The 20,086-nt window shown below is 65.0% G+C and carries 16 protein-coding genes; 13 read left to right on the forward strand and 3 right to left on the reverse strand.

Annotated features, from left to right (window positions below; all coding sequences use genetic code 11):
* The first annotated feature begins 561 nt into the window (after nt 1-561).
* From QX108_RS19525 to QX108_RS19570, 10 genes are all read left to right on the forward strand, one after another.
* Nucleotides 562-1,332 (forward strand): histidine kinase dimerization/phospho-acceptor domain-containing protein, encoded by a 771-nt coding sequence (locus tag QX108_RS19525; protein ID WP_315726562.1) that lies wholly within the window; start codon nt 562-564, stop codon nt 1,330-1,332.
* Nucleotides 1,333-1,592: 260 nt separating this feature from the next.
* Nucleotides 1,593-3,140, forward strand: coding sequence for a flagellin (locus QX108_RS19530; RefSeq protein ID WP_315787261.1), 1,548 nt, complete (start codon nt 1,593-1,595; stop codon nt 3,138-3,140).
* 214 nt (nt 3,141-3,354) lie between these two features.
* Nucleotides 3,355-3,750 (forward strand): flagellar biosynthesis repressor FlbT, encoded by a 396-nt coding sequence (flbT, locus tag QX108_RS19535; RefSeq protein ID WP_315723746.1) that lies wholly within the window; start codon nt 3,355-3,357, stop codon nt 3,748-3,750.
* Between the two features lie 246 nt (nt 3,751-3,996).
* The gene (locus tag QX108_RS19540) at nt 3,997-6,774 is read left to right on the forward strand and encodes a hybrid sensor histidine kinase/response regulator (RefSeq protein ID WP_315799599.1); all 2,778 of its coding nucleotides are present in this window, start codon (nt 3,997-3,999) and stop codon (nt 6,772-6,774) included.
* 25 nt (nt 6,775-6,799) lie between these two features.
* Nucleotides 6,800-7,273 carry a chemotaxis protein CheW gene (locus QX108_RS19545; protein WP_315723768.1) on the forward strand — a complete coding sequence of 158 codons (474 nt, stop codon included), beginning with the start codon at nt 6,800-6,802 and terminating at the stop codon, nt 7,271-7,273.
* Nucleotides 7,274-7,303: 30 nt separating this feature from the next.
* On the forward strand, nt 7,304-7,693 hold the full coding sequence (locus QX108_RS19550; RefSeq protein ID WP_284422362.1) for a PleD family two-component system response regulator: 390 nt from the start codon (nt 7,304-7,306) through the stop codon (nt 7,691-7,693).
* 30 nt (nt 7,694-7,723) lie between these two features.
* Nucleotides 7,724-8,593 (forward strand): protein-glutamate O-methyltransferase CheR, encoded by an 870-nt coding sequence (locus QX108_RS19555; protein WP_315787267.1) that lies wholly within the window; start codon nt 7,724-7,726, stop codon nt 8,591-8,593.
* A gap of 33 nt (nt 8,594-8,626) precedes the next feature.
* Nucleotides 8,627-8,950, forward strand: a complete 324-nt coding sequence (locus tag QX108_RS19560) for a PilZ domain-containing protein (protein ID WP_315787269.1) — start codon at nt 8,627-8,629, stop codon at nt 8,948-8,950.
* 190 nt (nt 8,951-9,140) lie between these two features.
* A complete protein-coding gene (locus QX108_RS19565) occupies nt 9,141-9,650 on the forward strand; it encodes a response regulator (RefSeq protein WP_172115190.1) in 510 nt (169 codons plus the stop codon).
* Between the two features lie 440 nt (nt 9,651-10,090).
* Nucleotides 10,091-10,726, forward strand: a complete 636-nt coding sequence (locus QX108_RS19570) for a response regulator transcription factor (protein ID WP_006612093.1) — start codon at nt 10,091-10,093, stop codon at nt 10,724-10,726.
* 57 nt (nt 10,727-10,783) lie between these two features.
* Here QX108_RS19570 and QX108_RS19575 read toward each other — a convergent pair whose 3' ends face one another.
* Entirely contained in the window at nt 10,784-14,392 is a 3,609-nt protein-coding gene (locus QX108_RS19575; protein ID WP_315787272.1) for a PAS domain S-box protein, read from the reverse strand.
* On the reverse strand, nt 14,373-14,807 hold the full coding sequence (locus QX108_RS19580) for a response regulator (RefSeq protein ID WP_315787315.1): 435 nt from the start codon (nt 14,805-14,807) through the stop codon (nt 14,373-14,375). Before QX108_RS19580 ends, QX108_RS19575 begins: the two co-directional genes overlap by 20 nt.
* 406 nt (nt 14,808-15,213) lie before the next feature.
* Here QX108_RS19580 and QX108_RS19585 point away from each other — a divergent pair, with 406 nt between their 5' ends.
* Entirely contained in the window at nt 15,214-17,415 is a 2,202-nt protein-coding gene (locus QX108_RS19585) for a methyl-accepting chemotaxis protein (RefSeq protein ID WP_315787274.1), read from the forward strand.
* A gap of 30 nt (nt 17,416-17,445) precedes the next feature.
* Here the strand turns inward: QX108_RS19585 and QX108_RS19590 are convergent, their stop codons facing one another.
* A complete protein-coding gene (locus QX108_RS19590) occupies nt 17,446-18,153 on the reverse strand; it encodes a GntR family transcriptional regulator (protein ID WP_315787276.1) in 708 nt (235 codons plus the stop codon).
* Between the two features lie 127 nt (nt 18,154-18,280).
* On the opposite strand from QX108_RS19590, the gene QX108_RS19595 reads away from it, so the two are divergent.
* Nucleotides 18,281-19,312, forward strand: a complete 1,032-nt coding sequence (locus QX108_RS19595) for an ABC transporter substrate-binding protein (RefSeq protein ID WP_315787278.1) — start codon at nt 18,281-18,283, stop codon at nt 19,310-19,312.
* Nucleotides 19,312-20,076, forward strand: a complete 765-nt coding sequence (locus QX108_RS19600) for an ABC transporter ATP-binding protein (RefSeq protein ID WP_315787281.1) — start codon at nt 19,312-19,314, stop codon at nt 20,074-20,076. Before QX108_RS19595 ends, QX108_RS19600 begins: the two co-directional genes overlap by 1 nt.
* Nucleotides 20,077-20,086 lie beyond the last annotated feature (10 nt).

Raw genomic sequence — 20,086 nt, forward strand, 5'->3', positions numbered from 1 at the left:
TCCTGCTGTGCTCGTTGTTGTGCAGACACCTTGAGGAGGCATCGACGTTCTTACCTCCGGACCCTCGCGTTGAGGTGATTTGATGGAGCGCAGCCTGTATACAAGCGGGAGCCAGGCTCGGCGCCCACGCCGCCGGCCCCCGGGGCCCGTGCTGCCAGGCGGCGATGACCGAAGAGGCTTGTCCCCGTCTGGATCTCGTCGCTCCGAGCGCGGGAGACGCTGCCGGCTCCAGCCCTGATTGACAGCCGACATCTTGAGGCCAAAATCGCTAACAAGCGCGCTGATTCGTTGACGGATCTTTTTCTGTCGGATGCAACTCTCGTCCTGAATGGCTGGCATCGGCCCGGCTCCCATGTCCCGTGATGACGATCGCTCGTCGTGACGGGAGCGAGGTTCTCAGGCTCATGAGGTTCTCAGGCTCATGGTGCGTCCAGCCGGAGCGCGATCGATGGTCAGCAACGACGGTGAACTCCCATGGCGAAGCCGCGCATGGCAGCGGAGCCGGCCCGTGTGCGTTCTGTCGGCAGCCCGCCATCTTCCCCAACAGGTAGCTTAGGACTCATGGCGCTTTCCCATCATCAAGTAGCCGGCCAGCCTTCGTCGAACACAAACGTGGAAGCCGCTGAGCCGGCGATGCACGACGTCAATCCGGGACTGGCGATCGTTGGTCAGGTCGCCGGCGGCCTTCTGCACGACTTCAACAACATTCTCACCGTGATCACGGGTACCATCGACATTCTCGCCGAGGCCGTCGAGGACAGGCCTGAGCTTGCAGCCGTTGCGCGCCTGATCGACGAGGCGGCGACGCGTGGCGCACGATTGACCTCGCAGCTTCTGTCGTTTGCAAGAGGGCGCCCGCCGCGTCCATGTATCGTCGAGCTGACCGAGCTGCTGACCGACGTCGGACGGCTGCTTCGGCCGACGCTCGGGACCGAGGTCGAAGTCACCACGTCCGTAGCCGCGGATGTCCCGGCCGTGTTCGTCGATCCCGGCCAGCTGATGGCCGCGTTGCTGTGTCTCGGAATCACGGCGCGCAACGGCATGGATGGCGGGGGCAAGATCGACATCGCGGCGATGAGGGCGGGCCCGCATGCATCGGACGGCGGCTCCGATCGCGACGCAGTGATCGTGCTGCGCGCGTCGGCCGTTGGCGAAGGCGCCACGCGGCCCGAGGCGATGTTCCACGACATCCGGATGGTCGAGGATTTCGTCAGGCGGTCCAACGGACGCCTGGAGCTCAAGGAGCCTCACGGCGAAGTCGCCAGCGTCGAGATCAGTCTTCCGCGCGCGGATCGAGAGCCATCCTCGTCGGCTCTCCTGTCCAGTTCATAGTTACCGTCGTCCTAACGACGGGGTGCGTCGCTGGCAAACGCCGCGAGCGAGCGCGCCAGTTTCGCGGGAATTTGCCGATTTCACCCGCAATTGACGGAATTGATTAGCAGCCAATTAGGATTAACCGCGGTCGCCAGGCGCGCCCGCCGCCGTTCCCGGCTCAATTTAACGAACGGGTAGGATTCCGGGGACCAGTCTGCCCCGTCGCCGACAGAACGGTTCGGCGAACACTACTCATGTTCATCCAGAAGGGAATGACAATGTCAGGTATCGTACTCTCTGCGTCGGTTCGCCAGAACCTGCTCTCGCTGCAGTCGACGGCTCAGCTCCTCGCCACCACGCAAAACAACCTCTCCACGGGCAAGAAGGTCAACTCGGCTCTCGACAATCCGACCAACTTCTTCACCGCCCAGGGTCTCGACAACCGCGCTTCCGACATCTCCAATCTGCTCGACGGCATCGGCAACGGCGTGCAGGTGCTGCAGGCTGCCAACACCGGCATCACCTCGCTGCAGAAGCTCGTCGACAGCGCCAAGTCGATCGCCAATCAGGTGCTGCAGAGCGCCGTGGGCTACTCCACCAAGTCGAATGTCACCTCGGCGGCTCTGAGCGGTGCGACCGCCACCGACCTGCTCGGCGCCAGCTCGACGGCTGTGACCGGCTCGGTCGTGCAGAACGACAACACGACCCCGGCCGCTATCACCGGCTCGACCAAGCTGTCGGGCACGTCGGGCACCGCGTCGAACAACCTCGCCACCGGCATCACCTCCGGTGAGACGCTGGTCGTCAACGGCACCACCTTCACCTTCGTCACCGGCACGTCCTCGACGGGCACCAGCATCGGCATCGGCGACAGCGTCACCAACCTGCTGTCGGCGATCCAGTCCCAGACCGGCGTGACCTCGTCGATCACCGCAGGCGCCATCACCCTGACGCCGCCGGCGGCGGGATTGACGCTCTCGGGCAGCAGCGGCACCTTGGCCAAGCTCGGGCTGACTGCTGTCGGCGACGGCTTGGCAGGACAGACGCTGACGGTCGGCGCCACAGGAGGTGGCACGGCGACCAGCATCACGTTCGGCCTGGGGACAGGACAGGTCAAGTCGTTGAACGATCTCAACGCCGCCCTTGCAGCCAACAACCTGCAGGCGACGGTCGACTCGTCCACCGGCAAGATCACGCTCACCACCACCAACGACGCGGCCTCGGCCACGATCGGCACGATCGGTGGTACGTCGGCAGCCTCGAGCCAGGCCTTCAACGGTCTGACGGCGGCGGCTCCGGTGGCTGATACCACCGCGCAGACGCAGCGGGCGAGCCTGGTCTCCCAGTACAACAACGTGCTGGCGCAGATCAACACGACCGCGGCTGACGCTTCGTTCAACGGCATCAACCTGCTGAACGGCGACACGCTGAAGCTGACCTTCAACGAAACCGGCAAGTCGACGCTGTCGATCACCGGTGTCACGTTCAACTCGGCGGGCCTCGGCCTCTCGACGTTGACCTCGGGCACCGACTTCCTCGACAACAACTCGGCGAACAAGGTCATCGGCGTGCTCAACTCGGCGAGCTCCACGCTGCGCAACGAGGCCTCCACGCTGGGTTCGAACCTGTCGGTCGTGCAGGTCCGTCAGGACTTCAACAAGAACCTGATCAACGTGCTGCAGACCGGCTCGTCGAACCTGACCTTGGCCGACACCAACGAGGAAGCGGCCAACAGCCAGGCGCTGTCGACCCGCCAGTCGATCGCGGTGTCCGCGCTGTCGCTCGCCAACCAGTCGCAGGCGAGCGTGCTGCAGCTGCTGCGCTAAGGCGCGGACGGCACTCATCATCATCGGAGGCGGCGGGGCTGGTCCCCGCCGCTTTCGGCTAGACGATCCGGGATTCACGCCGGGCTCGATCGAAGTCGACGGATGCTGCAGGCAAGCGCGGCGAGCGAGTGCAACGGCAGTCTCTTGTCGACGGGAGCGCAGCCTGCCGGCGATGCCGCTCCCGAAAGGAGACTCCCGAGAGGAGACTTGGGCCATGCCCTTGCGGGTCGAGCTGAAGCCTTTCGAACGAATCGTGATCGGCGACAGCGTGATCGTGAATTCGAACACGCGCGCGCGCTTCATTGTCGAAGGCGATGCGCCGATCCTTCGCGAACGTGACACCGTCACCGCGGAAACGGCCGATACACCGGCCAAGCGCCTCTATCTCTGCGTCCAGACGATGTATTTGAAGAACGACGCGATCCGCTATCGCGCGTCCTATCTCGCCTGCATGAACGAGTTGCGCAGAGCGCTTCCGGAAGCCGCCGGCCAGGCCGAGGCCGTGGACCGCCATGTCACCGAAGGCGCGCTTTACAAGGCCTTGAAAGAGATCAGGACGCTGATCGAGCGCGAGAGCTTTGCCGTTGTTCAGGCCGAAGCGGTGACCTGATTCCGGCCGCAGCCGGAGCGAAGGCGCGAGGTCTTCGGCATCGGTCTCGTCCGTATTAGCACGGACATTAAAATTAACGGGACGGATAAAGGCCCCGCCTAACGATGGCAGCGAGGAAAGTCCGTTGAGCCGAGCGACGGGCGGTTTGATCCGCACGCCTTGGCGAAAGCACTGGACCGACCGTCGCTCTGACAGGATCAGCGATCGAGCCGCGATCGCAGCGCCAATTCTTGGAAGGCCAGTTTCATGGATGATCTGTTGCGTGAGTTCCTGACGGAGACCAGCGAGAGCCTGGATACCGTCGACAATCAGTTGGTGCGGTTCGAGCAGGAGCCGAACAACGCCAAGATCCTGGATAACATCTTCCGGCTGGTGCACACGATCAAGGGGACCTGTGGCTTCCTCGGCCTGCCGCGGCTTGAAGCGCTGGCGCACGCCGCTGAAACCCTGATGGGCAAATTCCGCGACGGCATGCCGGTGACCGGCGAGGCCGTCACGCTGATCTTGACTACGATCGACAGAATCAAGGACCTGCTCGGACAGCTCGAGGCCAACGAGGCAGAGCCCGAAGGCGAGGACCGCGACCTCATCAGCGAGCTCGAGGCGATGGTCGAGCGCGGCATGGCCGCGATGGCCGCCGGCGAAGCCGCGCCGCCGGTCGCGCCCGCGGCTCCGGCCGCGCCGCCGGCACCTGCGGTGACGCAGGGCTCGCTGATCGACCAGACCCTGGAGCGTCCGCTGCGTCCGGGCGAGGTCTCGCTCGACGAGCTGGAGCGCGCCTTCCGCGAGACCGCGATCGAGACGCCGCCGGCGCATGAGACCGCGCCCGCGCCGAAGGCGTCCGCCCCGCAGGCCGCTGCGCCCAAGCCTGAGCCGGCGAAGGCGGAAGCAAAGGCCGAAGCGCCGAAGAAGGCGGCGCGGGCCAAGGCCAATGCCGACGGCGAGGTGCACGAGAACGACAAGGTCGCCAACCAGTCGATCCGCGTCAACGTCGACACGCTCGAACATCTGATGACGATGGTCTCCGAGCTGGTGCTGACGCGCAACCAGCTGCTCGAGATCGCCCGCCGCAACGAGGACACCGAGTTCAAGGTGCCGTTGCAGCGACTGTCGAACGTCACCGCCGAGCTGCAGGAAGGCGTCATGAAGACGCGCATGCAGCCGATCGGCAATGCCTGGCAGAAGCTGCCGCGCATCGTCCGCGACCTCGCGACCGAACTCGGCAAGCAGATCGAGCTCGAGATGCACGGTGCCGACACTGAGCTCGACCGCCAGGTGCTCGATCTGATCAAGGATCCGCTCACCCACATGGTGCGCAACTCGGCGGACCACGGTCTCGAAACCCCCGCTGAGCGCGCGGCGGCCAACAAGCCGGACCAGGGCACGATCCGCCTCTCCGCCTATCATGAAGGCGGCCACATCATCATCTGCATCGCCGACAACGGCCGCGGCCTCAACACCGAGCGCATCAAGGCCAAGGCCCTCGCGAACGGCCTCGTCACCGAGGCCGAGCTCGAGAAGATGACGGAAGCGCAGATCCACAAGTTCATCTTCGAGCCGGGCTTCTCGACCGCCGCTGCCATCACCTCGGTCTCCGGCCGCGGCGTCGGCATGGACGTGGTGCGCACCAACATCGACCAGATCGGCGGCACCATCGACATCAAGTCGGTCGCCGGAGAGGGGTCGTCCGTCACCATCAAGATCCCGCTGACGCTGGCGATCGTCTCGGCGCTGATCGTCGAGGCCGGCGGCGATCGCTTCGCGATTCCGCAACTGGCCGTGGTCGAGCTGGTGCGTGCACGCGCCAACTCCGAGCATCGCATCGAGCGCATCAAGGACACGGCGGTCTTGCGCCTGCGCAACAAACTGCTGCCGCTGATGCATCTGAAGAAGCTCTTGAAGATCGATGACGGCTCGTCGTCGGATCCGGAGAACGGCTTCATCGTGGTGACGCAGGTCGGCAACCAGACCTTCGGCATCGTGGTGGACTGCGTGTTCCACACCGAGGAAATCGTGGTCAAGCCGATGTCGACCAAGCTGCGGCACATCGACATGTTCTCGGGCAACACCATCCTGGGCGACGGCGCGGTCATCATGATCATCGATCCGAACGGCATTGCGAAGGCGCTCGGCGCTGCCGGCTCGGCGTCGCAGGCGGTCGCCGACGAGCATGCCGCACATCATGCCGTCGGCGGCGAGCAGCTCACGTCGCTGCTGGTGTTCCGCGCCGGCACGGCGCAGCCCAAGGCAGTGCCGCTGGCGCTGGTCACGCGTCTCGAGGAGATCGCGGCCGACAAGATCGAGATCTCCAACGGCCGCTACATGGTGCAGTACCGCGATCAGCTGATGCCGCTGGTGCAGATGGAGGGCGTGTCGGTGCAGACCACGGGATCGCAGCCGATCCTGGTGTTCGCCGACGAGACCCGCGCGATGGGTCTCGTCGTCGACGAGATCATCGACATCGTCGAGGAGCGGCTCAACATCCAGGTCTCCGGCGCGCGAGACGGCATCCTCGGCTCGGCCGTGATCAAGGGTCAGGCGACCGAGGTCATCGACGTCGGCCACTTCCTGCCGATGGCCTTCGCGGACTGGTTCATCCGCAAGGAGATGGCCACCGAGTCGCAGACGCAGTCGGTGCTGCTGGTCGACGACTCGCCGTTCTTCCGCAACATGCTGGCGCCGGTGTTGAAGTCGGCCGGCTACAAGGTGCGCACGGCGGCCTCTGCGCTGGAGGGGCTCGCCACGCTGCGCTCCGGGCACACCTTCGACATCGTCGTCACCGACATCGAGATGCCGGAGATGAATGGCTTCGAGTTCGCCGAGGCAATCCGCTCCGATCAGAACCTGCACCAGCTGCCGGTCATCGCGGTGTCGTCGCTGGTCTCGCCGGCGGCGATCGAGCGTGGCCGCCAGGCCGGCCTATATGACTACATCGCCAAGTTCGACCGGCCCGGCCTGATCGCGGCGCTGAAAGAACAGATCGAGGAACGGGCGCGCGCCGAAGCCAATCGGCGGGCCGCGTGACAGGAACGGGCAGGAGTAGCGTGCGATGAGCACCAAGATCGAAACCACCGAGGGCGCCGCCTCCGAATTCGTCACTGCCGTGATCGGCGGCCAGCTGTTCGGCCTGCCGATCTCGCGTGTGCAGGACGTGTTCATGCCGGAGCGGGTGACGCGGGTGCCGCTGTCGTCGGCCGAAATTGCCGGCGTCTTGAACCTGCGCGGCCGCATCGTGACCGTGATCGACATGCGGGCGCGGCTGGGCCTCGCCAGGGCCGATGACGGCAAGCCGCCGATGGCGGTCGGCGTCGATCTGCGCGGCGAGTCCTATGGCCTCTTGATCGACCAGATCGGCGAAGTGCTGCGGCTGCCCGAGGCCAGCCGGGAGGAGAACCCGGTGAACCTCGATCCGCGGATGGCGAAATTCGCAGGCGGCGTGCACCGCCTTGATGGCCAGCTGATGGTCGTCCTCGATGTCGATCGCGTGCTCGAAATCCTGCCGAAGGCAGCAATTGCCGCCTAGCCCGTCAACCATCCCATAGGGGAGACAAACATGAAGAGCTGTCTGGTCGTGGACGATTCCAGCGTGGTGCGCAAGATCGCGCGCCGCATCCTGGAGGAGCTGGGTTTCTCCGTGGTCGAGGCGGAGGATGGTGAGCGGGCGCTCGAGCTCTGCACCAAGAGCCTGCCCGATGCCATCCTGCTCGACTGGAACATGCCGGTCATGGACGGCTACGACTTCCTCGGGCGCCTGCGCCGGCTGCCCGGCGGGGAAGGTCCGAAGGTCGTGTTCTGCACCACCGAGAACGACATCGACCACATCTCGCGCGCGCTGAATGCCGGCGCCAACGAGTACATCATGAAGCCGTTCGACAAAGAAATTGTCGCCGCGAAGTTCCAGGAAGTCGGTCTCATCCAGGCCCTGTCAGCCGAATCCGCCTGATCCCCTTCGTCTGCCCAGAAGAGGCCGTCCGTGAACCAGCCAGATTATGAATTCCTGCGCAAGCTGCTTCGAGACAAATCAGGTCTCGACCTGTCTGCCGACAAGCAATATCTGATCGAGAGCCGCCTGCTTCCTCTCGCGCGCAAGGCCGGACTCGCCAGCATCAGCGACCTCGTCCAGAAGCTGAAGGACGGATCGAGTGCGCTCATCAGTCAGGTCGTCGAAGCGATGACGACCAACGAGACGTTCTTCTTCCGCGACAAGGTTCCGTTTGATCACTTCCGCGACGTGATCATGCCGGAGCTCCTGAAGGCGCGCGCCAATCGCAAATCGATACGGATCTGGTGCGCCGCGTGCTCGACCGGCCAGGAGCCCTATTCATTGGCGATGTCGCTCAAGGAGATGAGCGGTGCGCTCGCCGGATGGCGTGTCGAGATCGTCGCCACCGATCTGTCCCAGGAGGTGCTGGAGAAATCCAAGGCTGGCCTCTACAGCCAGTTCGAGGTGCAGCGCGGGCTGCCGATCCAGCTTCTGGTGAAATACTTCAAGCAGGCCGGCGAGCTCTGGCAGATCAACTCCGACGTTCGCGGCATGGTCCAGCATCGTCAGCTCAACCTGCTGCACGATTTCTCGCAGCTCGGGACGTTCGACGTCGTCTTTTGCCGCAACGTGCTGATCTATTTCGATCAGGATACGAAGATCAACATCTTCGGCCGCCTTGCCAAGCTGATGGAGCCGGATGGTTTCCTGGTCCTTGGTGCAGCGGAAACCGTGGTCGGTCTCACCGACGTGTTCAAGCCGCTCGCGGATCGTCGCGGCCTTTACCGTCCGAGCGGCGTGGCCTCCACGGCGAAGCCGCCGCTTCCGGGCACGCCCAGGGTCGCGGCCGCCAGCCACTGATCGCGCGAGCGCCGCAGGAGAGCAGGACACAAGATGTCTGAAGAGAACAAAGGCACCGAGCGCGTCACCTTCAGCCGGGGCTACGATGTCTGCATCATGGGCATCGACGGGACTTGGCGGCGGGATTGTCAGCTCAATGCCATCTCGGACAACGACGCGGTGCTGACCGTCGAGGGGTCCATCCAGGGATTGAACCTCAAGGAGTTCTTTCTGCTGCTGTCCTCGACGGGACTGGCCTATCGGCGCTGCGAGCTCGTCCGTGTCAATGGTTCCGAGATGGACATCCAGTTCATCAAGGGAAAGAACAAGAAGAAGCGGGGAAGCGTGTCCTCCGGCCAGGAAGCGACCGTCAACTAGCTCTCGTGCCTGCAGCTCCCCGGTTCGACCGCCTGCTGTTTGTGAGCTCCCGAGCGTGGAGCCCGCGCAGGACTCGAACCTCCTGCGCAAATCCTAAGCGCGGGGGCCGTTTTTCTTGACGGCGCTTTACGTCGCTGCAGGATCGGGTGTGTACGACAATGAAGTCAGTCAACTTTCCCAGGAACGGCCAATGTCGGTCATGAGTTCTCAGCCTTCAGCCAGCCGGCCCGCGGCTGTTGACGATGGCGATCGGCGCGCGCTGCAGCTTCTCGTCGTCGATGACGATGCGTCCCAGAGGACGCTGATCTCGCTGGCGGCCAAGCAGGCCGGCCATGCGGTGACGGTTGTTGCGACCTGCAGCGATGCGATCCGCGAAGTGCGCAACAAGCGCTTCGATTGCGTGACCCTCGATCTCATGCTCGAGGATGGGGACGGCACCGAGGTTCTCAAGGCGATTGCCGACAGCCGTTTTGCCGGCTCGGTCATCGTCATCAGCGGCATGGATGCGGCGCGGCGGATCGCGGCGCGGCTCTATGCCCGCTCACTCGGAATCGATCTGCAGAGTCTGCCCAAGCCGGTCGACCTTGCCGCATTGCGAATCTATCTCGCCAATCTCGGCAAGACGGCGCTCGGCCTGCCGGTGGTGCACACCTGGGGCGGCGTCGCGGCCGACAGTGTTGCTGCGAAGCATCGGTCGTGAGAGAGCTGCATCGGCTCGACGCCTGATCGATGGATCTCGACGGTATGCAACGTTCCCGTCCCACCTCCGCCTGATCAAAACACGGGCAATGCTGGCCGCTGCCCAGCCAATTTGTGTCGAATGCCGTGCAGAAATCCCATCGATGAAACCGTCGGTCCCGCGCGAACCGAGCGCTGCCCGACGCGCAAGCCGTATGAGTTTGACTTCGATCATGATCGTGTCGGGGCCGATGTGTTTTGCAAGGCAGCATGTGATCCGCAACGACCGTCTTGAGATCGTGTCCATATCGTGTTCTCGTGATGACGGTCACCGGTCCGCAGCTACTACTTGTGGGTTTGGACCATAAGCCGTACAAATACGGGTGCCCAAACCACCTGACGAGTATGGTATCATAAGACGCGCTTTCATTGTTTCTTCTCCCTTTGCAAGAGCAATCGCCCATGGCCGAACAAACAACTTCCCGCGGTGAGATTTTTGTCGTCGATGACGACCCAGCCGTGCGCGACACCCTTTCGATGGTTTTGTCGGCTGGCGGGTATGAGGTGATCTGCTTCGCGGATGGCGCCGCGCTTTTGGCGGTGGCGCGAAGCCGGACTCCGTCCTGCATTCTTCTCGACGTGCACATCCCCGGGAAATCGGGGCTCGACATTCTGAGGGAACTTCACGGCGAGGATTATCCGGCGCCGATCTTCATGATCTCGGGTCAGGGCGACATCCCGATGGCGGTGAACGCCATCAAGAACGGCGCGCTCGACTTCATCGAGAAACCGTTCCGCGGCAGTGAGATCGTGGCCCGTCTGAATGAGGCGATCGGCGCGTTCGCGCGCCGCCAGAAGGAGAACGCCTCGCCAAAGATCGGATCATTGCATTTCCCCGGCCGGGAGCCGCTGACGCGGCGCGAGCGTGAGGTCCTGGAGCAGTTCACGGCGGGCGCCTCGAACAAGGAGGCCGGGCGAACGCTCGGCATCAGCCCGCGGACGATCGAGGATCATCGCGCCAACATCATGAAGAAGCTAGGTGCCCGCAACGCCGCCGACCTGATCCGTATCGTGATGACGGCGTCGCGCGCCAATTGAGGCTGTTGGCAAGGCCTCCCGAAGGCGGCTCTGTCGATGGCTCGCCGCGTGGCAGCCTCAGGCGTCCTGGTCGGCGAGCGCCTTGCGCACCATCTTGGCGAGCTCGGATTTGCGGTACGGCTTCGGCAGCAGCAGGATCCCCTCATCGAGCCGGCCGTGATGCACGACTGCATTCTCGGTGTAGCCGGAGGTGAACAGCACGCGCTGGCCCGGACGAAGCCGCTGGATCTCGGACGCGAGCTGACGTCCGTTCATCGTCCCGGGCATGATGATGTCGGTGAACAGCAGATCGAAATGCTCGCCGGCAGTGACGATCCCGAGCGCTTCGGCGGCGTTGCCGGCTTCGAGGGTCGCGTAGCCCAGCGCATGGAGCTGGGCGAGCACGTAGCCGCGCACCAGCCGATCGTCCTCCACCACCAGGATCGTTTCGTGGCCGCCTTCCACGGCCGGTGCGGTTCCCGACGACGGAGCAGACGCGCCCTCGCTGCCCGGCGGCAGGTACATGCGGATCGTGGTCCCGTGACCTTCCTCGCTGTAGATCCTGATGTGACCGGCCGACTGCTTTACGAAGCCGTACACCATCGACAGTCCGAGCCCGGTGCCCTTGCCGGGGCCTTTCGAGGTGAAGAACGGATTGAAGACCTTGTCGATGATGCCAGCCGGAATGCCGCTGCCGCTGTCGCTGACCGCAATCATCGCATAGCGGCCGGGCCTGACGTCGTCGTAGAGGCTCGCGTAGTTCTCGTCGAGTTCGGCCCAGCCGGTTTCCAGGATCAGCTTGCCGCCATTGGGCATGGCGTCGCGGGCGTTGAGCGCAAGATTGATGATCGCCGTGGCGAGCTGGTTGGGATCGACATGCGCCGCGCAGGTTTCGTCCTGGAACACGGATTCGATCTCGACCTGCTCGCCGAGCGTTGGCCGCAGCAGCTTGGCGGTGTCGATCATCAGCGTGTTGACGTCGACCTCGCGCGGCTGCAGCGGCTGGCGGCGTGCGAAGGCCAGCAGGTGCTGGGTGAGATCCGCGCCGCGCGCCGCAGCCTCGTCGATCATCCTGGTGATCGCGGCCAGCTGCGGCTCCTTGGCGACGGCCGCCGCGAGGATCTCGATCGTGCCGGTGATCACGGTGAGAATGTTGTTGAAGTCATGCGCGATGCCGCCGGTGAGCTGGCCGATCGCCTCCATCTTCTCGGACTGGCGGATCCGCTCCTCGGTCGCGATCTTGTCGGTGAGGTCGCGGAAGAAGCCGTTGAGCACGAAGCCGTTGCGCGTCTTCAACGCAGTGACGCTCAGCTCGGCCTTGAACTCGCGGCCGTCGCGCCGCTTCACCATGACCTCGCGCCGCCGGCCGACGCCCAGCGCGGAGGCCTGCCCGGTCATCACGATGCGGCCGAGCGCCGTACGCAATTCCTCGCCCTCGCCTTGGACCGTGATCACGTCGAACACGTCCTTGCCGAGGATCTCGGCGCGCGACCAGCCGAAGATCTTCTCGGCTTGCGAGTTCCAGTTGAGGATGGCGCCCTTGTCGTCGATCTGGACGAAGGCGTCCAGCGCGGTCTCGACGATGTTGCGGGCGAGCTGCTCGCTTTCGCGCAGCGTCTCCTGCGCCAGCCGGCTCTCCGTCATGTCGCGCCCGATGAAGAAGTGGCGTTGCACCGGCTCCGACCAGTTCGAGGTCCACGACAACGTCACGACGCGGCCGTCCTTGTGGATGTAGCGCGCGTCGGAGGTGCGGCTGCGCAGGCCCTGGCGGGAGGCGCGAAGCTCTTCGCGAGACTTGGCCAGATCGTCCGGATGGATGAAGTCGGCGCCGCTGCGGCCGATCATCTCGTCGGGCGTATAGCCGAGCGCCGCCTCGACGCTGGGCGAGACCTGCACAAGGACGCCGCTGCGATCGGTGATCAGGATCAGATCCTGCGACGTCTCGAAAATGCGTCGGCGCTCTTCGGTCTGTTGTTGCAGCGCCTGCTCGGTCCTGCGGCTCGCGGTGATGTCGCGTGCGATCTTTGATGCGCCGATGATCTGCCCGGATGGAGACTTGATCGGAGAGACGCTGAGCGAGACCAGGATGTGCTCGCCGTCCTTGCGGATGCGAACCGTCTCGAAGGCCTGGATCCGTTCGCCGCGCGCAACGCGCAGCAGGATGTCCTGCGCTTCGGTCATCCGGTCCGGCGGGACGACGAAATCGGCCTGGCGGCCCACGGACTCTTCGGCAGAGTAGCCCAGCATGGCCTCGGCCGCCGGATTCCAGCCGGTGATGGTGCCGTCGAGCGCCATTGTGACGATCGCATCGTTCGACGATTCGACCGCGGCGCTATAGAGACGCTCGCGCGCGGCGAAATGATCGCGGGCCGCTTCGGTCAGATAGTGCTCCTGGACCTCACGCTCCAGCTCGGCGGTCTTGCTCCGGACCTCGTCGAGCACGCGGGCGAAGGCGCGCGCCAGCACGCCGGTCTCGCCCACCGCCTCGAGCGGGATCTTCACCGTCTCGCCGCGTCCGACGCCCTCGACCGCCTGGGTCAGCTGGTTGATCGGCCGCGTCAGGGAGCGCGCGACCACGAAGGCCAGCGCCGCCGCGCACAGCATCGCGATCAGGCCGACCTCGATGGCCGTCTTGCGGATGGCGAGCGCGGGCGCCATGAAGGCGGTGTTCGGGATCGTCTCGATCACTGCCACCCATTCCTGCCCGGCGAGCAGGGCGGGCGCGAAGGCGACGCCGCCGGGACGATCGGCATCGTCGTGCAGGATCCGGGCAAAGCCTTCCGTCGTGCCGGTCGCGCCGGCGAGCGTGGGGAAGTCGTCCTGCCAGCGCGTCGAGCCGCCGCGTTTCGACGCGAACTCGCGGTCGGATTCGGGATGGAAGAGATAGTCGCCGCGGGCGTTCACGACATAGAGCTGAGCGCCCGGACGCGCGGCGTTGCGCAGATGCGCGAACACCGGGCGCATGTCGAGATCGACCATCAGGATGGCGAAGGGCTTGCCGTCCGGCGCGAACACCGGGGTGCCGACGCACAGCATCGGGACCCCGGTCTTGGGATCCGTGGTGTTGCCGTCGAGAACGACCGGGGAAATTCGAATGCCCCCTGGCGGCAGACTCAGCGTCTCCTTGATGTAGTTGCGCTCGCCGCGTGCGATCAGCTCGTTCTCGGGGACAATGCGAACGGTGCCGCCCGGTCCGAGCCGGTCGACGCGGATCAGCTCGCGATAATCGTTTTCAATCCCGACCAAGCGGATCATCGCATAGGTCTGCTTGGCCTGCAGCTCGGCGAAATAGCGCATCGCGACCCGCTCGCGCCACGACTGTGCCGGCAATCCCTCGCGCGGATCGGGAGCGCCGGTCTTCAGCGTGCGCACCAGGGTCGCGAGGTTGGGCGAGGCGCGATAGCCGTTGATGTCGTTGCGGGCGCCGCCGACATAGTTCTCGAGCTCGTTCGCCATCAGGCGGGAATGCGATTCGATACGATCCAGCGCCCGCGGCAGCAGCGCCCGCTCGAGGCTGCGGTAGCCCAGCCAGCCGACGGCGAACACTGCAATGGCCACCAGCAGGATCATTGCGATCGCCAGCCGCGTCGTCAGGGTCATGCGGCCGAAGCCGCGGGCCTTGCTCGTGCCGCGGGTGTTGCTCAGCGCAGGCTCGCCGGCTCTGCTCTCAGGAGTTCGGAACAGCATCGTTGCCTGGCCGGGGTGGAGCAGATGGCTTCCCTGCCGCCGCCAGGCAATCGGAGACCATCGCCAGGAGGGTGGCCGGCTTGAACGGCTTGGGCAACGCGGAAACGGCTCCCAGCTTGGTGGCCATGGTAAGATAGTCAGGCTCCGAAACCGAGTTCGGAGCGTGCGAGCGGCCCGAGGTCATGATGATCGGAACGCCCGGCGTCTGTTTGAGGATCATCCGCATCGCCTCGAGCCCGTCCATGCCCGGCATGAAGATGTCCAGGATCACCAGATCGAACCGCTCGTTGCCGAACCGGGCGAGGGCCTTCTGGCCGTCGCTCGCGATCCCAACGGCATGGCCCGCGTGCTCGAGCACGCGCTGAATCGTCAGCTGCATGACCGGATCGTCGTCCACGACCAGTATCTTCGCCACGCTTTGCGCCTCCCGAACGGCCGGCAGCAAGACCACCAACGGTCAGTTGTAAAGGTTTTGCCCAATTTGCGGCGCGCCGCAAGCGCTTCGCGGCTCAAGTCACATGCGGGATCGGCGGATTTGAGCGGCACGTGCACGCAATGCAGGCGGCCCGTTGGCGGCCGGGGTTCACCGCGCGGTGCTGCTCGAACGAGGTCTCTGCCTCACAATGAGGCACTCGCGCCGTAGTTGTACGGCTGGAACGCTTCACATTCGCTTAATTCGACCAGGAGAAAAGTCATCGAGGCTCGCGCTCTGCTTGTATTGGGGGCGTAGGCTTGGCTGCACAACCTTTGGGCACATCGCATCGATCTTGCGATCATGGATGGTCGGTTGAAGCCGTGTTGGGAGTGTTTGGGGGATTGAAATGTTTGGCTTCGTTTCCAACGTCAAAATTCAGAGCCGGCTGCTTGCCGGCTTCGGTCTGATTTGCACATTGCTCGCCTGCGCCGTCGGCTATTCCGCCTATGCCGTTTCCGACGTCGCGCAGAAATTTCGCAAGATCGTCGAGCTGAGATCGCCGGTGGCGATCGGCAGCACCCAGCTGGTCGGCGACCTCCATGCCACGCTCGCGGCGCTGCGGGGCTATCTGCTCACGGGCGATGCCGAGATGAAGCAGCGGCGGGCGTCGATGTGGGTGGAGTTCGACAAGTCGATCCAGGATTTCGACCGCCTTGCGGACAAGCTCAGGGTCCCTGCCAACCGCGCCTTGTGGGCGGAAGCCAAGCCGCTGCTGGCTGAGTTCAGAGCGGCCCAGGACAAGGCCGAGGCGGTCGCCTTCACTCCCGATGCCTATCCGGCGACGAAGCTGCTCGGGACCGAGGCGTCGCCGCTGATCGCGACCATGTTCGCCGAAGTCACCAAGATGATCGACGAGGAGAGCTCCCTGGAGGCGACGCCAGAGCGGAAGCGTCTGCTCAAGACCATGGCCGACCTGCGCGGCAACCTCGCCGCGGCGGGCTCGCAGCTCAGGCTCTACGTCGCCTCGGGGGATGTCTCGGACCGCGACAAGTTCGCCGGTCCCTATAGCAACTACAAGAACGCGGTTGCGATCATCACGTCCCAGGCGGGCCTGCTGACACCGTCGCAGAAGGCCGCGTTCGACAAGGTGACCAAGGCGAGCGAAGCGTTTGCGGCACTTCCCGACAAGATATTCGCGCTGCGCCAGTCGCCGCAATGGAATGCCTCCGTGTTCCTGCTGGCGACCGAAGCGGCGCCGCGTGCGAACAAGCTGCTGGAGATTCTGGACGGCAAGCCGCGGCCGGACGGAACCTTCGGCGACGGCATGAAAACCAATCAGCAGGACGTGTTGGTCAAGGAGTCCGCCGACGTGGCGGCGTTGATCGAGCGCCTTCTGGCGGCGGAATGGACGCTGCTCGCGATCGGGCTGGTGCTCGGCGTCCTCGTCGCCGTCCTGGTGGCGCGCTCGATCACGAAGCCGATCCGGGAATTGGTTGCCGACTCGGCTCGCCTGTCGGAAGGGGATACGACGGTGGCGTTCGACACGGCCGAGCGTGCCGACGAGATCGGCGATGTGTCGAAGGCGGTGGCGAAGTTCCGCGACAACGTGATCGCGCAGCAGCAGGCCTCGTCCAACTACGTCCGCGAGGCCGAGGCGCGCGACGCCATGAACCGCAACATGGAAGCCGCAGTCGAGGCATTCCGCGTCAAGTCGACGGAGCTATTGTCCGAGGTCGATGACAACGTCAGAGTGATGAAGAACACTGCGGAGTCGCTGACGGGGATTGCGGGCCATGCCACCGAGCAGGCTGCTTCTGCGGCCGGCGCTTCCGAGAAGACAGCCGTCAACGTGCAGACGGTCGCAGCCGCCGCGGAGCAGCTGACGAGCTCCATCGTCGAGATCGGCCGTCAGATCGAGCTGTCCAACTCCACGGTGCGCAACGCCAATGCAACGACGGCCCGGTCGGAGGCCGAGATCGAGGGCCTGGCGCAGGCGGCGCAGAGCATCTCGACGGTCGTCGATCTGATCCAGGCGATCGCGGCCCAGACCAATCTTCTTGCGCTCAACGCGACCATCGAAGCCGCCCGCGCCGGCGAGGCCGGGCGCGGCTTTGCCGTCGTCGCACAGGAGGTGAAGTCGCTGGCCGAGCAGACCGCCAAGGCGACGCAGGAGATCGGCCAGCACGTGCAGGGGATCCAGAACTCGACCAGCAACGCCGTCGCCTCGGTGAAGGAAGTCTCGACCGCGATGCGTCAGATGGCGGATGTCACGACCGCCATCGCCAGCGCCGTCGAGCAGCAGGGCGCGGCGACCCGCGAGATCTCGCACAATGTCCAGATGGCGGCCTCCGGCAGCAAGACGCTTGCAGCGAACATCTCTACCGTCAGCGGTGCGATCGAGGAGACCAGCGAGTCCGCCGCAAGCGTCCGCAATGCGTCGACCAACGTCTCGCGCGTGGCCGAGAGTCTGTCCGCCGAGGTGCAGGAGTTCTTCAAGCGGCTGCGCAGCGGTGCGCTCGATCGCCGTGTCGCTGATGATCCGAACTATCGCGGGCCGGAGCGACGCGCCAATCATGTCGCGGGGCAGCAGCGCCGGCGGGCGGGGTGACGTCGCGGCGCCCTCGCCCGACGATCCCAGCTAACCGCTGAGATAATCCGGCCAGAGACCGCGGATCGTGGCGAGATCGCTGAGCGTGCCCGTGAGGTGTTCGCGCAGGTGGGCCTGCGCTTCGTCCGGCCGGCCGGCCGCGATCGCGTCAATAATTTGCTTGTGATGGCGCAGGATGGTCTGCGCCTTGCCGGGCGAGGGCAGATGCAGCCGCCGCAGGCGGTCGATGTGGCCGCTGCGGCTGCGCACCAGGGTCCATAGCTCGTGCTTGTCGGCGGCGGTATAGAGCCGCTCGTGAAAGGCGTTGTCGGCGATCGTAAACGACGCGAAGTCGCCGTCCTTGGCGAACCGTCGCTGCTGAGCGATCAGCCCGAGCAATTCGTCGACGGGCGCAACGGCAGGCGTCAGCGCCAGCAGCCGGACGATTTCGAGCTCGAGCGCCTGGCGCAGAAACTGCGCCTGCTGGGCACGGGCCACGTCGATGCGGCTGACCAGCGTCGCATGCTGCGGGAAAATCTCGACCAGCCCTTCCTCCGCCAGCCGCATCAGCGCGTCCCTTATTGGGGTCGAGCTCAGGCCGAACTCGGCCTGCAGCGCGACGCGCGACAACGGCGCGCCCGGCGGTAGCGCCAGGGCGAGGATCTGGTCCCGCAGCCGCTCGAATACCTGCGGCGCTGCGCGCCGGCTCGGATCGAGCCGTTCGGGAAGAGCTGCGTGAGGCGTCGCGGGCTGGGCCATGAGGATCGAACGTCCGGCTCGAATGTCGCAGGGCGCAAAACGGCGCTTGTCAGAGATGCACTAATGCATTAGTGCATCTCCCGGCCGGCCGTCAAGAAGGAGCCGGGCACGCGAGGAGGGATGTCCCATGTTCGATAGATTCGGGCGCTCGGCCCTACGAGCCGCAGGCTTGCTGGCCGCCATGCTGGTGACGGCGTCCTGGAGCGCCGTGGCGCAGGCGCAGCAGAAGACCGAAGTCTCGCTGTCGCGGCAGCCCGGCATCTTCTATATGCCGAGCCACATCATCGAGAAGAACAAGCTGATCGAGAAGCACGCCGCCGCCCTCGGCCTGCCCGGCGTCACGACCAAGTGGCTGACCTTCTCCGGCGGCGGGGCTCAGACGGATGCGCTGCTGTCGGGCAGTGTCGACATCCTCAACACCGGCACCGGCAATCTGCTCTTGCTGTGGGACCGTACCCGCGGCGGCGTGAAGGGCATCGTCGCGACCTCGGCGCAGCCGATGACCTTGATCAGCCGTGATCCCAACATCAAGTCGATCAAGGATTTCGGCCCCGGCGACAAGATCGCGGTGCCGACCGTGAAGGTCTCCACCCAGGCCATCGTGCTGCAGATCGCCGCAGCCGAGGCATTCGGCGCTGATCAGTGGAACAAGCTCGACGCCAACACCGTGCAGCTCGGCCATCCCGACGCCTACACGGCGCTCAGCAATCCGCAGCACGAGGTCCATAACCATTTCTCGATCCCGCCCTATACGTTCCTCGAACTGAAGAACGTCCCCGGCGCGCATGTCGTGATGAATTCGCCCGACGTCATGGGCGGCCCACTGAGCCAGGCGCAGTTCTTCACCACCACCAAGTTCGCCGACGCCAATCCGAAGATCATCCAGGCCGTGCGAGACGCCACCAAGGAAGCGCAGGATCTGATCCGTAGCGACACCAAGACGGCGGTCGAGATCTACAAGGAGATTACCGGCGACAAGACCTCGGTCGAGGACCTGCTGGCCTGGCTCAAGGAGCCCGGCATGATGGAGTGGAATTTGGAGCCGCAGGGCACGATGAAGTTCGCCGCCCACCTCGCCAAGATCGGTACCATCAAGACCCAGCCGAAGGCGTGGACCGACTATTACCTGCCCGTCGCGCACGACCTGAAGGGCAACTGATGTCCGCGCTTCTCGATGTCGACGGCGTCACGCTGCGCTACAAGACCTCCAGCGCCGTGATCACGGCGACGGAGCGGGTCGGCTTCTCGGTCGACCGCTCCGACCGCTTCGTGCTGCTCGGTCCTTCGGGCTGCGGCAAGTCGACCCTGCTCAAGGCCGTCGGAGGCTACATCAAGCCGAGCGAAGGCCGCATGCGCATCAGCGGCCGCGAGATTACAGGGCCCGGCGCCGACCGCATGATGATCTTCCAGGAGTTCGATCAACTGCTGCCGTGGAAGACGGTGCTCGCGAACGTGATGTTCCCGCTGCTGACGGCGCGGCGCATGCCGCGCAAGGAGGCCGAGAGCCGCGCCCGCGCCTACATCGAGAAGGTCGGCCTGACGCGCGTCGTCGACGCCTATCCGCACACGCTGTCCGGCGGCATGAAGCAGCGCGTCGCGATCGCACGCGGCATGGCGATGGAGCCGGACATCCTGCTGATGGACGAGCCGTTCGCGGCGCTCGACGCGCTGACGCGGCGGACCTGCCAGGACGAATTGCTGCAGCTGTGGAATGAAACGAAGTTCACCGTACTGTTCGTAACCCATTCGATCGCGGAAGCGATCAAGATCGGCAATCGCATCCTGCTGCTGTCGCCGCATCCTGGCCGGGTCAAGGCCGAGGTGATCGACGTCGACAAGGTCGCGGCCGACGACGGCAGCGCTGCGCGACTGGAAAAGCAGATTCATGATCTCCTGTTCTCCGAACCCGCCGCGGCGCATTGAGGGCATCTCC

Source organism: Bradyrhizobium sp. SZCCHNR1002, from assembly GCF_032381435.1.
In the GTDB taxonomy this organism is placed as follows: Bacteria; Pseudomonadota; Alphaproteobacteria; order Rhizobiales; family Xanthobacteraceae; genus Bradyrhizobium; species Bradyrhizobium aeschynomenes.

What these genes read in the sequence shown, in the direction of transcription:
- QX108_RS19525 (WP_315726562.1), top strand. Translation starts at nt 562, where the DNA reads ATGGCGCTTTCCCATCATCAAGTAGCCGGCCAGCCTTCGTCGAACACA.
- QX108_RS19530 (WP_315787261.1), top strand. Translation starts at nt 1,593, where the DNA reads ATGTCAGGTATCGTACTCTCTGCGTCGGTTCGCCAGAACCTGCTCTCG.
- flbT (WP_315723746.1), top strand. Translation starts at nt 3,355, where the DNA reads ATGCCCTTGCGGGTCGAGCTGAAGCCTTTCGAACGAATCGTGATCGGC.
- QX108_RS19540 (WP_315799599.1), top strand. Translation starts at nt 3,997, where the DNA reads ATGGATGATCTGTTGCGTGAGTTCCTGACGGAGACCAGCGAGAGCCTG.
- QX108_RS19545 (WP_315723768.1), top strand. Translation starts at nt 6,800, where the DNA reads ATGAGCACCAAGATCGAAACCACCGAGGGCGCCGCCTCCGAATTCGTC.
- QX108_RS19550 (WP_284422362.1), top strand. Translation starts at nt 7,304, where the DNA reads ATGAAGAGCTGTCTGGTCGTGGACGATTCCAGCGTGGTGCGCAAGATC.
- QX108_RS19560 (WP_315787269.1), top strand. Translation starts at nt 8,627, where the DNA reads ATGTCTGAAGAGAACAAAGGCACCGAGCGCGTCACCTTCAGCCGGGGC.
- QX108_RS19565 (WP_172115190.1), top strand. Translation starts at nt 9,141, where the DNA reads ATGTCGGTCATGAGTTCTCAGCCTTCAGCCAGCCGGCCCGCGGCTGTT.
- QX108_RS19570 (WP_006612093.1), top strand. Translation starts at nt 10,091, where the DNA reads ATGGCCGAACAAACAACTTCCCGCGGTGAGATTTTTGTCGTCGATGAC.
- QX108_RS19575 (WP_315787272.1), bottom strand. Translation starts at nt 14,392, where the DNA reads ATGCTGTTCCGAACTCCTGAGAGCAGAGCCGGCGAGCCTGCGCTGAGC.
- QX108_RS19585 (WP_315787274.1), top strand. Translation starts at nt 15,214, where the DNA reads ATGTTTGGCTTCGTTTCCAACGTCAAAATTCAGAGCCGGCTGCTTGCC.
- QX108_RS19590 (WP_315787276.1), bottom strand. Translation starts at nt 18,153, where the DNA reads ATGGCCCAGCCCGCGACGCCTCACGCAGCTCTTCCCGAACGGCTCGAT.
- QX108_RS19595 (WP_315787278.1), top strand. Translation starts at nt 18,281, where the DNA reads ATGTTCGATAGATTCGGGCGCTCGGCCCTACGAGCCGCAGGCTTGCTG.
- QX108_RS19600 (WP_315787281.1), top strand. Translation starts at nt 19,312, where the DNA reads ATGTCCGCGCTTCTCGATGTCGACGGCGTCACGCTGCGCTACAAGACC.